Origin of the sequence: Pseudomonas sp. NPDC089408 (genome assembly GCF_044749445.1) — a bacterium.
GTDB lineage: Bacteria > Pseudomonadota > Gammaproteobacteria > Pseudomonadales > Pseudomonadaceae > Aquipseudomonas.
Genome location: NZ_JBIVHY010000022.1, coordinates 52218 through 64835, shown reverse-complemented (window position 1 = coordinate 64835; position 12618 = coordinate 52218). Strand labels below are relative to the sequence as shown.

10 protein-coding genes and 2 pseudogenes are annotated in these 12618 nt (G+C 52.0%); 3 read left to right on the top strand and 9 right to left on the bottom strand.

Features of this window, described 5'->3' with window-relative positions; translation table 11 throughout:
* Positions 1 to 761: 761 nt before the first annotated feature.
* The 6 genes from ACIP02_RS24460 to ACIP02_RS24435 form a co-directional block, all read right to left on the bottom strand.
* On the bottom strand, positions 762 to 1709 hold the full coding sequence (locus ACIP02_RS24460) for a hypothetical protein (RefSeq protein ID WP_400621809.1): 948 nt from the start codon (positions 1707 to 1709) through the stop codon (positions 762 to 764).
* A gap of 69 nt (positions 1710 to 1778) precedes the next feature.
* Entirely contained in the window at positions 1779 to 2441 is a 663-nt protein-coding gene (locus ACIP02_RS24455) for a hypothetical protein (protein WP_400621806.1), read from the bottom strand.
* Positions 2442 to 2443: 2 nt separating this feature from the next.
* Positions 2444 to 3331 carry a TniB family NTP-binding protein gene (locus ACIP02_RS24450; protein ID WP_305377470.1) on the bottom strand — a complete coding sequence of 296 codons (888 nt, stop codon included), beginning with the start codon at positions 3329 to 3331 and terminating at the stop codon, positions 2444 to 2446.
* Between the two features lie 3 nt (positions 3332 to 3334).
* Positions 3335 to 5206 (bottom strand): Mu transposase C-terminal domain-containing protein, encoded by a 1872-nt coding sequence (locus ACIP02_RS24445; RefSeq protein ID WP_400621803.1) that lies wholly within the window; start codon positions 5204 to 5206, stop codon positions 3335 to 3337.
* A gap of 441 nt (positions 5207 to 5647) precedes the next feature.
* Positions 5648 to 5884, bottom strand: a complete 237-nt coding sequence (locus tag ACIP02_RS24440; protein WP_400621801.1) for a hypothetical protein — start codon at positions 5882 to 5884, stop codon at positions 5648 to 5650.
* A gap of 53 nt (positions 5885 to 5937) precedes the next feature.
* A complete protein-coding gene (locus tag ACIP02_RS24435) occupies positions 5938 to 6189 on the bottom strand; it encodes a hypothetical protein (protein WP_400621798.1) in 252 nt (83 codons plus the stop codon).
* A gap of 207 nt (positions 6190 to 6396) precedes the next feature.
* Here ACIP02_RS24435 and ACIP02_RS24430 point away from each other — a divergent pair, with 207 nt between their 5' ends.
* Positions 6397 to 6588: a hypothetical protein gene (locus ACIP02_RS24430; RefSeq protein ID WP_400621795.1), complete on the top strand. Its 192-nt coding sequence runs from the start codon at positions 6397 to 6399 to the stop codon at positions 6586 to 6588.
* A 225-nt stretch (positions 6589 to 6813) separates the two neighbouring features.
* On the opposite strand, the gene ACIP02_RS24425 is transcribed toward ACIP02_RS24430, so the two are convergent.
* The gene (locus tag ACIP02_RS24425) at positions 6814 to 7857 is read right to left on the bottom strand and encodes a DUF4238 domain-containing protein (protein ID WP_400621792.1); all 1044 of its coding nucleotides are present in this window, start codon (positions 7855 to 7857) and stop codon (positions 6814 to 6816) included.
* Positions 7858 to 8247: 390 nt separating this feature from the next.
* On the opposite strand from ACIP02_RS24425, the pseudogene ACIP02_RS24420 reads away from it, so the two are divergent.
* A pseudogene (locus ACIP02_RS24420) lies at positions 8248 to 8517 on the top strand (ACT domain-containing protein); the annotation flags it as partial.
* 126 nt (positions 8518 to 8643) lie between these two features.
* On the opposite strand, the gene ACIP02_RS24415 reads toward ACIP02_RS24420, so the two are convergent.
* Together ACIP02_RS24415 and ACIP02_RS24410 are read right to left on the bottom strand one after the other, a co-directional pair.
* Positions 8644 to 8913 carry a DUF3077 domain-containing protein gene (locus ACIP02_RS24415; protein ID WP_400621789.1) on the bottom strand — a complete coding sequence of 90 codons (270 nt, stop codon included), beginning with the start codon at positions 8911 to 8913 and terminating at the stop codon, positions 8644 to 8646.
* A gap of 84 nt (positions 8914 to 8997) precedes the next feature.
* Entirely contained in the window at positions 8998 to 9240 is a 243-nt protein-coding gene (locus tag ACIP02_RS24410) for a hypothetical protein (protein WP_400621786.1), read from the bottom strand.
* A gap of 770 nt (positions 9241 to 10010) precedes the next feature.
* Here ACIP02_RS24410 and ACIP02_RS24405 point away from each other — a divergent pair.
* Positions 10011 to 12488 (top strand): annotated as a pseudogene (locus tag ACIP02_RS24405) (TonB-dependent receptor plug domain-containing protein).
* The last annotated feature ends 130 nt before the right edge of the window (positions 12489 to 12618 follow it).

Sequence of the window (12618 nt, the reverse complement as noted above, 5' to 3'; positions counted from 1 at the left end):
TGAAGTAACCATTTTTCTATGTTTGATTCAGGATAGTATTGCCGACGTACGAAGCCAAACTTCGTCAACGCTGAAGCCCTTCTGTATGGCGCATTGAACACTACGCCAGGGATGCACAAACACCGGAGTTTTGGGGACTGCGGGTTACCTCTGGAGCTGACTTACGGACTTTGTAAGACTTATGATCCTTGTCGGCCCAGCTGGTGGTGTGAATGACCTTCTTAATTGAAAACTATTTTGGGCTATCTGACGATTTACTACGAGGCACAGGTGGGTACAACAAGACACCTTGCAGTGATGCAACAGTGGCTCCTACCTGCTCCGATATTGAAGCGAAAGTGCTTGTGAAAACGTTAGATCGGTTGCTGCATATTTTCGCTGGCCACTGAAAGAACCTAGATAAAAACAAGTCGCAAAAATCACGTGCATTATCGTACTCCTGACCCACGGGCCACGGTGAGTACAATGTTGTATATGTAAAGCTGATCCGACGGTGCTTTGCGATTATCCTAGGTTTTCCCGACCTTACTGCGCTCACAGCTAGCCCCATGCCAGTTCGTACCGAGCTGTGATGGATCGAATACTGAATGACGTATACGCGTGGCAGCGCCACTAGTAAATCAATCCATACTCCGGTACCGCCATATGGGTCGTCTAGGCAGACTAACCCCAAATGTAGCGTGATTTCGCTGATTAAAGAGAATCTAGTATCCATTCAATAGCCACTCTCTCTTCTAGATGTTATGGCTGTTGGCCGCACTTCACTTTCCAGTTGAGGCAACGAAACCCTCGATGAACATATGAATTCTGCGGGAGGCTGTATGTGCATGCCATTGCATAAGTCGGCGTGCGATGACAGCAGCCTGTTCTGGCGTAAAGCCATTGCATGCGTAGCCCACACCATAGGCATCCGAAAACCCAAGCACGCTACCTACTGAACTCAGCAGATCCTCAAGCAAGCCCGATGTTTCTTTTGGCAAGACCTCGAAGAGCCAACCAAGCATGAGCAGAGCAGCCCTTCGGTGAGCGACACTGGCTATCAGCGGGCCGTAAGTGAAAGTCTGTTGGAATAGCGGTAGGTGAATGTAAGCAGCGCCGTTACGGATGTGGCGATTGATGAGGCCGAACTTAGGATAAAGCAATAAGCAGATAAGAAATTTCGAAAACGTCCACTTGCTCTTTGGGTGACCACCATTGTTCAGCTGGCCCGCGACGTCTGTAACTTCGAAGCTTTTGAGCATACTCTGTACGAACATCAAAGACTTGATAGCCCTCACCCCCTCTTCAAAGCGCGATGCTGAAATAAACCTGTCCCTATGTAAGTTATGCATTTCGAAAAACTTCATGGCCATATTCAACTTAGGGCCGAATGTCTCTGCAGCATCGATTAACGGCAACCCATGAAACTCGCAAACTACTGAAGCCACGGCGTACCACTTCTTGAGGGCGGTTGGGAATGCCTGGGTGCGAATATTTTCTGCCAAGCACTGATAGCAAAAAGTGCGTCTGTAGAAACGTGGTATCAGCCAGCTGCTAGGCGGTTGAACGAATTCTGCCCTGAGTTCACGACTCATGCTTACGGCATCACACGCTGCGTTGGCAAAGCTGGAGTTCAGCGAGAAATCCGGATCAAAATCTGAACCTGGGGCGTATGCCAACCAAAGTTGATTAAGCTCCTCACGCCCAAGTGGTGTGTTCTTAGAAACCATGCTTTGCCTATACAGCCAGGACGACAGGAGCTCCCCCCCCATCGGTAAGCAATCGACACAAACCATCAATTAATCCCTGCCATTGTAGCGATACGCGGGGTGGAAAAGCCGCAGGAATGTATTACCAAGATTTCCTTTGGTATCATTGTAAAGCGCCTCCAGCGAAACGTCCGTGAAAGACGTCCGTGGATGTCTTGCAAGGATCGATTCAAAAAAAACCTCGTATTCATTAAAATCTCGAAAGCCCTTTAAGCTGAAAATCTGAGCGCAGTGCAGCGTACAACCGTCGAGACCCTGTAAGACCGATACATCTGAATCCAAACCAGAAACTACAATATTGACTGATGGGAATGCAGTCAGTACGGACTTAATTTGTTGAACAGTACGACGCTTTGCGCCTTCACTGCCGAGAAACATATCAATGTGATCGATAAAGATTGTCGAGACTTCTCTCAGGGCAACAATTTCGGCCACAAAGGCAGGTATTTCTTTTTTATTTTGAAATTCAATATCAATATATAGTTCTTGGTACAACTGACCAAGAACATCCAAGCCTGCAAGTTCAGGATGGTCTGCTATGATCAATGCGGGCTTACGCAGGCGCGATCTGACATACTCCATACAAGTAGTCAAACCGAACCCAGGTTCACTTGAGACAATGCAAAATGAACTCCCACGTTTCAACGCAGTCAAGAGATCGTTAGCCGTGGCGTACTGTGAGTGCGAGAGCATGATCATTTCTTTTGACGTTTGCCGGGATGGTGGATTTTGAAGCCGTACTTCACCGCTAAGGCATCGATATTATGAAATTGATCTTGGTGAATGCGTTCAGTGCCCTGCTCAATAGCATCCATCGCTGTGCACTTAAGAATCTTTACGATATTATCCAGAATGCCATGTGAATTAGAATAAATAAGCGTCCTGAGCTTAGGGGATGATACGTTCGATGCAAGTTTAAGGGGAAGATGCGTTTCGTAAGTGGCTATAAAGTTTACAAAGTCTTGATCCATGCGCCACTTTTGGAGTTCCCATTGAACAAACCTTCGATCCAGAACTCGATCAAGCGCGATGGCTTCGAGAGCTACGGAGTTTCCAAAAGCGATGACACACAATTTGAGCTTTCCTTCCGCAAGGCTGCGCAGCAGTGATAAAATTACTTTTTTATTAACGTTCCCCTCAAGCATCGCATCTGACAGTTCGTCGATTACTATCGCTCCAATTTCTCCTGATTCGATTTTTTTAAGTATAATGTCAATTCTGTTTGCAGCGGTTGTTCTCTTGCCGATCTGCACATTGAATTGCTCGCAGATCGCATCATGCAACTTGTACCTATTTATATTTTCGGTCAGGGTAATGAATACCATTTTTTTCCCTGACAGGTGCCCCAGAGCCTGAAGTCGGTGAAACAAAGCCGACTTCCCATCTCCGCCATCGCCATAGATGAATATGCTTGATGCCTGTAGTTGGTTTTCTGTATAGACCATGTGGTTCAGGCAGTTCATCAAAGGCTTCAAACGGGGAGTATCGATCCAAATGTCATGGCGGCAGATCTGAATCCGTTTTTCTGCCGGCAACTCGATTAGGTGCCTTAAGTCCGTCTTGACATGACTGAGGTCGCTCATAACTCACGTCTCCTTAGGATCGATGATCAGCACTGGAATCAGCAAATCTATCTCTTCGGGGTCTGGGATTATCTGTGGTTGAAAAATATCGTCTTCCTCCCAGACATTCTCATCGGTGTGGACATAGATTTTGCTGTCATCGATAAGGTCTTCCTCCACGTCGTGTATATCTACTTTCTCGGTGGAAGGGGGGGGTGGAGGTGGTGCAGGTAGGACTAACTGCTTTGGCGCATCCATGAAAGCTGTTTTCATCACCTCAGCTTCTTGAATAATCTCTTCCTGACGATCCATGGCGGCGCGTGCGAAATCATCATCGACAGTGCCGCTAGCCTTGTTGATCAGAGCTGGCATACGCTTAGATAACTGCTTGTGATTCGAATAAGACTCCCAATGCATCGATAACCCGGCACGGGTGTACACACAACGAATTTTTAGAAACGCACTAGGCGCCTTGACCCAAATGTAACTGAGGTCGTGCTGTAAGTATTTCACATCCAGCCTTTGGCCAACATATTCCTCTAGAGCATCGCCTGCATATCTGCGGCCGGCGAAATTGATGCCGTAAGAGTGAACCCTATGATTAAAGGAGGTTGGGCAAAAATCGATAAGAAACCTCTCCTCCTCCTCTTTACCAATAACCCTGGAGAAATCATACTTCCCTTCGCTTCTATAATGCGCGAAAGCTTCCCTCGGTGTACAGCCAAGTGTTCTATGGATTTTCCCATGGTAGAGCGTCACTTCTTTCATCATCCACTCCGCACATTGTTTGAAATCCATTTTGGCATTTAGCTCACTTTCAAAGCTCTGTCGCTCTACCACGTTGCTCCCGGTCGACCCAGGAAGAAAATGCACTCCAGTTGTCATGAATGAGCCAATTACACGCTCTATGATCCCGCCGTACCATTTTTTTCCGATGGGGCGATGCTCCCACTCCATACCCCATTCTTTGCACTGTTGAATAAAAGCCTCGCTCGTAAACTCTGCGGCATTATCGGTAAAAATAACAAAGGGGATACCATGGAATGGATATTCGCCAGGGTGCATCACAAAACAAAACAAACTACTTTCTTTATGCATAATCGCAAAAGCTAATGCCGCAGCAACCGTATTTATATTAGGGGCCTCCATGCTTAGATAGAAACCTAAAATCACCCTCGACCTGTCACAGATGATCATGGTTATCCAAGGCCTACCAATTATCACATTTCTATTAAATTCATCGACCAGCAAGATATCCACGCGCGTATGATCCATTGACACGCGACGCAGCAAACCATCAATAATTAATTTTTTAGGCCTATAGCCGTATTTTTGATTGAACTGATCAGTAGTCAGTATTTTTCGATCACGGTCTTTTTCAGGTATTTCATAGAGAAATCTTCTTGCAGTATGACGACTCACTGGCTTCACACCAGTTTCTTCACAATAACGCCGCGCCCACTTCAACAGTTCACTGATAGAGGCCTTCGGGCCTTCGTAGTGCGATTCAAACGCTTTATTTAACGCAGCCACCTGCCCTGACGTTGATCGATTCCCCCCTTTTGGCGTTCCTTTATGATTCCGAACGATGTCTTTTCCGTTACGATGATCATCAAGCAGCTTGTAGAAGTGGGATTTCTTTAATCCAAGGAGTTCCATGCCCCTCTTAGCAGGCAGTCCTTGATCGACCTGATCGAATACAGATATACGTTCGTTTGCGAGCTGCTCCTCGTATTGGTCAATTATTTTAACCTGATACGGAATGACTTCAATACTTTCTGGAACTCCAGACTCTTTCCAGTCTCTGGGGATACCAGCCTGGGCATTTTTTACTGGAACCAATGTAGCATTTTTTTCACTTTCCTGAACTTCATCACCTGGCTCATCGTGATCCATACCGAACCCTACCTGATGTGTGAACAACTGAGCCACATGGCGCCTGGTTGATCATAGTCGCCGAACTAAGACGTGCAACCCCCGACCAGGTTCTGCTGTATGTTCGACTTGGAGACATAAAAACGATTTATTTAAATATTGAGGCTTCAAATTAAAAAAGTAAGTACACTTGGTGTGCAATTCAAAACCTGATAATTTCAATTGGTTAGACCAATGCCTCCCAACAATTGCGACTGGGTATTTGCAATATATATTTAAATGGAAATGGATTTCTTATGATCAAAAAAAACAATTCCAAGGTAAAAATGTTATAAAAATTTTTTGCACGGACTCCAATCACGCGAATTTTCCGACACGCATCACAAAGAGCGTGGTTGTCAGAACGCGGCATGAGCATCGGCGACGCAGGCCATCACCGCTTCGAGGGGAGCCAGCTGCCAATCAGGCGTGGACATACCCATTCGACCAAGGCAGGAGGTGAAGAGAGGAAAGCCGTAAAGTCATACCGCCGTAGCAGAATCCAACTGGATGGCCTGTGCGTTTCATTGCAGGAAAAATGATAATCTTGTTTTCATTGCCGGAAGAAAGATTTCTGTTTTCCGGTGATGGGGCGACATTTTTGCTAAACATCTGTAATTCTTGAAAAATCTCGTTATCCGTTTTGTTTTCAACGTTCACACCCTGATCCGGCCGGCTTGGCTGGTGAAGCGGGAATCTATCGTTGCACCGAGCTACTCGGTAGCTTCATGCCCGACAAGCAGTTGAAGCAGCTCCGCAATCAACCCTTGCGCATCAAGTTGATACCCCTCACGCCAACAGTACGACCAATCTTCAGGAGATCCGTCCTCTTCCCACTTAGCCAGTGCGAGACCATTGACGATCTCCATCTCAAACCAGAGGACCTGCCAGCCTTCAGCGTCTGACACCAGGTTTGGGTTTTGCCAGACGAATTCAGTCTGCGCCACGAAGTGCGACCAACTCATCAGATTTTGAGGTGCTTCTTGAGCCAGCCCCCTTAGCGCCGAGACTGTCAGCCCAGGTTTCCTCCAGAGACAACGAAAATACTGTCAGCCATTCTGCCAGAGAACGCACGACATGCGCGTCGACTCACGAGGGCGTTGCGCTTGCTGAACCGACCTCACCTAGTGAAGTCCAAAACGTCAATGCTCAAAATGGATGGAGCCTCGACTGTGCTGATTAGATTGACCGCCCATTCGTTGGCAATACTGCTGACTGCCTGCACTCAGTACCGCTACATCAACCCACAGACACCGGAAGGCCTGGATTGCCTGAAGAAGTTCGATGCCAAGGTGAATGCCTGTGAAACCGATGATCGCGAGAAGTTTGTGGCGTGCGGCGGCAGGGTTGAAAAGGTCGAGTAGAAGCGTCGTCAACCTTCCTGGAAAAACTCGAGAACCTCGCGATTGAAGAAATCGCCTTTTGGGGCGAGATCGGATCGTTGTGCTGGCGTTGGATGTCACCGATAGTGCCGACGGCTCGCTGGCCATCTACAGCATTCAGGAAGACAAAATCTTCATTGCTAGTGTTGCTACGTCGGTCGACCAGGCAGCGCGCTCCGCTTGCCGGAAGGACGGAATGCCTGGGACTCAGCCGAGCGATTTGGGCAGCAATTCTTGGACGACGTTTTCCATTATGGACTGAGTTTCTGCATGAGAAAGCCAGCGCGCTTTGGAACCTATAGTCCCTTGCAAATACGTTAACTGATCACTGCAGGCAATGAAGTACTTCATTGAACATGCCGCAACCTGCTCCCCCAGATCGTAGGTGAGCTCCTCTTGAGCGTCATCTGAGGCACCCAAAAGGTACCGACGGGAAGATAGCGGAAGCACGACATGGATTACCTCATCATCCTTGTCCAAGAATGGTTTGAAAGCTTTTTCCCCTTTGACATGGAACAGCACAATCGCATCTCCAAGCGGAAGGTCACCTGATTCATAATCTTTAATTGTGTATTTCAAGGATGTCAGGCGTTCCGCCCGCGCAGCCGGGGACACTGATTGGGTCAGGATCTTCAAATGCGTTTGCTTCACCATCTCAGTGATTTGAGAACGAAACGTCGGTAAAGCTCCTTTAATTCCAGCAGCAACATTACTGATCCACGGGCGTAAAACGTCTTGGAGTGTTAACCCTTGGGTGGCGAAAGCCCACTGCAGTTGATCGTATGAGATGTTGAACTTTTTCAATTCTCTGTCGAGGATCTCTGATCCAGGCTTTAGGTGATCTTGGAGCAGTAAAGCTAGCGTTTGAGGGTCTGACAGATACCCTACGAGCTGCGTCGTGCAGTCATCGAAAAGACTGTCCATGTTCTGTCTAACATGCCTACTACGCACCTCGAAATGCGCCAGCATTTCCGCTATGAGGCTGGCATCACCCGCATCTACACGCCCTTCCCGAAGCCTTTCAATGAGAGGCGCGTAGACATGCTGTTCAGCCTCAGTGATTTTGTCGTCGAGCTCGGTCTCCGTGTCGACCGCATAGAAATAGCGCTCTAGCCCTACATCAGCGATGTTCGCCGGGCGTGGTGAACGATCATGCTCATACACCCAACAGCGGACAATCTTGCCATTCGAAGGGATGCGAAATCCCTTCTGCAAAAAACGCGGTATGAAATGTTGTCTGACACCGGACACTGCTCACCCCTGTAGGACGTTGTGCCAGCTCACCATAGCGGGCTGGCGCTGCGGCCGCAAACCTTGCCTTTGAACTAACGCTAGCCCATTGCCCTACGTTACTGTCCGTCATGCAGTGCGGATCGCCAAAAGCGAGTTTGCGTGGCCACTCAACTTTCACCAAGGATACTGACGTCCAACAATCACGTTGCTCCCAAGCCAACAACCCAATTTGAATGTATGCGCCCTCACCTACTTTTTGCTGAGTCCTTTCCTTGAAGGCCTGCAAATCCGCAGTCGCTAGGGCTAACGAACTCGATCATAAGCAAGACTCATCAAGTATGAGCAACATTAATTAAACTGATGACCAATTGACATGCACACCGTCGCCCTACCCAAACAGGAGTAACAGAAGGCCTTACCACTATCATTGAGCGTGAGCAAGCCGACGCGCTGGGCCTTGAGTACAGCTTCGTAGCCGCCTGGATCACCCTCACAATCCACTCGGCTCTGGATGCGGTGGGGCTGACGGCCGCATTTGCGACTGCACTCGGTAATGCCAATATCAGCTGCAACGTCGTCGCCGCTTTCTATCATGATCACATTTTCGTTGGGAAGGATGACGCCAGTAAAGCCATGGATGTCCTTCGCGCGCTATCTGGTGGAGATGAAACCAAGTAGGGACTGACGATCACTGCTTTCGATTAGCATCGCATTGATCGGAAGCGTGGCACCCCTCCCTCGCCCCCAGCCCTACTGGCTCATTTCAGGCCAGGGACAATGGATGCCCTGGCCTTGCCGATGAAATCAGCTCATCAATCCCAGCTCAGCATCATCCATCAGCGCTTTCGCTAACGCGGCCAAGTAATGCGCAGCCCAGATCATCATCGGTTTCTCATCCATCAACCCGACAATCGTCAGTTCCCGCACGTACCCCATCAATTCCGAAGACTGCTCCCGGGCACTCTTGCAAGGTATGCCGGCCTCGATGCGAAACAGCGGATGGGTCTGGTTCTCCCCTTGATAAAACGTGGTCTTGCCTACGGTGGTTTTTTCGTTCGATTCGTCAGTCGTCATGGGTCCATCTCCCTGATCGTCTAGCGCCTGGGCGGACATCTGTGCCAGTGACAAGCCCAGCCCAGGCAATACCTGGTTCTAGGCTTAGTGCGGCGTTCGCGGCTGATTCGGCATTTTCGCCCTGACCAATGCGGACTCAAGCAGGTAGCGTAGGGACTCAAGTTCATGTATCGCCGCCATCGTCAGAATCGCGGCAGGCGATTTTGGCTGCAACAGCAACACCTGTTGCGAAATGGCGAGTGCGCAGACGGCATATTCCGCGGACTGGACGATGGTGTCTTCGAGGGAATGGGGCGCATACGGTGGATCGGGGACCATCTTTAACATTCCTATATCTCCAAAGGGGCTGCACCGATCCCGCTGTCAAACAGGTTTGGGTGGCAGCTGTGTGTGGGTTGACAGACCGGCGGATATAGGAAGTTCCGGCGCACGCAAGCGTGCCCCACACACAGCCGCCATTAAAGGAGCGGCTTCCGTATATACCGTTACGGCCTGTCAAAGCCGTGTCACTGATGAGCAGCGACAAGCCCAGACTAGAGCCCTGACAGGGCACCCGCAACGGAAAATAGTCGGCAACAGTATCTTTGGGAAACGTCCTACAAGAAAGCGAAAAATTCTGATTTTCCGGAGCAAAGCGCAACACGCCGCCCCATACAGGTGCTTGGTTCACCCGCGAACAATGCAGCGGCAGGCAGCGGGTTCCACTCGCGTCCCCCTGCCCCGGCAAACCAGATTATCGGGACGGCAGACCTATCGACGCGCTAAAATGCCAATAGCGCATATTAAACAGCATCATAATCATTACTTCTAATAATTAGCTTAGACCGAAATAGCCTTTTACATAACAAAAACATAAAGATACGTTCTTACCCAGCCACCTCATCACCTTGGGGCGCCAACGTGATCGGCACCGCCCGTTCCATCCCTTGCTCCCGTGATGAGAAACCGACATGCACCCCAACCTCCCAAGGTGCGCCAACCACCTCCCTGTCACCCCGAACATCGGGATAAGCATCCTGTACCCGTACCAAGGGCCAGTGCTGGCTTGACACAACGCGGCCCCTACCCGCCGCTTGCCAACACAAGGAACGCTGAACATGAACCGACGCCCGCCCTTTCCACTGCGATCAGGGCTGACAGCACTCGTCGCCTGCCTGGCGCTGCCGCAACTTTCGGTGCAGGCAGCTGAGCAGGAAGAAACCCGCCTCGATACCGTCTCGGTGATTTCCACCGGCCTGCGTGGGCAACAGCGCACGGTCGCCGACAGCCCGACGCCCATCGACATCATCAACAGCGAGCAACTGCTCAAGACCGGCCGGGCCGAATTGTCGGAAGCCATTTCCAAACTGCTGCCATCGTTCAACTTCGGCACCAACATCGCCGGGGTCAATTCGCAAGTAAGGCCGCTGAGCAATCGCGGCCTCGGGCCGGCGTACACGCTGGTGCTGGTCAACGGCAAACGCCGGCATAACGGCGCCGCCCCCGCCAACGGCAGTACCGATACCAGTGGTGCCAACGCTGTCGACATCGACATGATCCCGATCAGTGCCGTCGACCACATCGAGGTGCTCAAGGACAGCGCCGCAGCCCAGTACGGCTCGGACGCAGTGGCCGGGGTCATCAACATCATCCTCAAGAGCAACGCTTACGGCGGGCATGTCGAAGCCAGCTACGGCCAATTGTTCTCGGGCCAGGGTGAAACCATCAAAACCGCTGCCGATCATGGCTTCGCCCTGGGCGACGGGGGCTTTCTGCACCTGTCTGCCGATGCCCGCAAACGCGGTACTGCCACCTGGGTAGGGAAATAGCCAGACAGCGTCCGTGCATTTTTCGAGGATGATCGCCAGGCGGCCTGGGACCATGTGAGCACCCGCAACGGCGACCCCGACCTGAAAGCCTTCAACCTTGCCTACAACGCCGAGCTGCCGTTGGCCGACGACCTTAAACTCTACTCTTACGCCACCTATGGCGAACGTAAGACCGAAGCGAACAACCAGTTGCGCGCTGCCAATGGCGCAGCGTCGATCCCCGAGCTGTTTCCCGACGGCTACTTCCCGTTGAACAACCTCAAGGATACCGACTACCAGTTCCTGTTCGGGGGCAAAGGCACTGCGGCAAACTGGGACTGGGACCTGTCCACCACCTATGGCCGCGACAAGATCGAGCATGCCAGCGACCTGACGGCCAACCCGACCTATGGCCCAGCCTCGCCGACCAAATGGGATGACCTGGCGACGCTGCAGTTCGAGCAGTGGGTCAACAACCTGGATATCACCCGACACTTCAACGGGCTGTTCGGTGTATCCGTTCCCACCCAGGTGTCTGTCGGCCTGGAGCACCGCTGGGAGCGCTTCCGCACATTTGCCGGGAATGACCCGCGTGCATACAGCGTCGGCCCCTACACCTTTCCCGTGGGTAGCCCGCTGTATGTCGCCAACGGTGCGCAGCCGTCAACCGGCGCTCAGGGCGTACTGGCGATCCGCCCGGAAGATGAAGCGGACTTGAAGCGCAACAATTATGCGGCCTACCTGGACCTTGGTTTCGACCTGACACCGAAATGGTACGTCGGCATCGCCGGGCGCGCCGAGCAATATGACGACATCAAGGAAAACACCTACAGCTTCAAGCTCAACTCCCGCTACGAACTCACCGACCAGGTTGCCGTGCGCGGTACCTTGGGCTCAGGCTTCCGCGCCCCTTCCCTGCCCCAACTCGGCTACACCGTGTCTGACAACCGCACGGCAGCGGACGCCAATGGCAATGCGGTGCCCGCGCTGCGTTATACCGCAACGCCGGACAGCCCCCTGGCCCAGGCCCTGGGCGCCTCGGAGCTGAAACCTGAGAAGACACGCAACGCAGGCCTTGGCATCACCTGGCAGCCAGCGCCGCGCACCAGTTTTACCGCCGACGCCTACGTGATCGACATCGACGACCGTATCCTGCTCAGCGAAAACCTGTATGACCGCAGCAACGGCAGCGGCGCGATCGGCGACATCCTCGAGTCCGTCGGCGTGGCCCGCAACACCTGGGTCAGTTACTACACCAACGCATTCGATACCCGCACCCGCGGCCTCGACCTGGTAGCCGACCACCGCAGCCAGTATGGCGCCTGGGGCGATGTACGCTGGAGCGCTGCGTTCAACTACAACAAAACCACCATCGAAGGCAGTCGCGGCACGCCGGCCGCCCTGCAAAACGCCGGTGTCAGTGTGGTAGGGCATGCCGCAGAAGGCTTGCTGGTGGCAGCCACCCCGCGCAGCAAGTGGATACTGGGGGCCAACTGGACCCTCGGCAACTTCGCCGCCAACCTGCAAACCACCCGCTACGGCAAGGTCGAGACCTGGCAACAGAATGCCGCCAATGACCGTTCATTCGGCGCCAAGTGGATTACCGACCTCGACCTGTCCTACCTGTTGTTCGACAGCCTGACGCTCAGCGTCGGCGGTACCAACATATTCAACGTGCGCCCTGACAACAATGGCATCACCCAGGCGGCCTACAAGTACAACTACGGCTCCCCGCCGTTCCATCCTGGCGGCGGGTTCTGGTACACCAAGCTGGCATACGATTTTTAACTCCCCCGCTGGCCTTTGTAGGAGCGGCCTTGTGTCGCGATGGGCTGCGCAGCAGCCCCAGGGTTTGCGCACGGATGCACAAATTGCCGGGGCTGCTTCGCAGCCCATCGCGACGCAAGGCCGCTCCTAC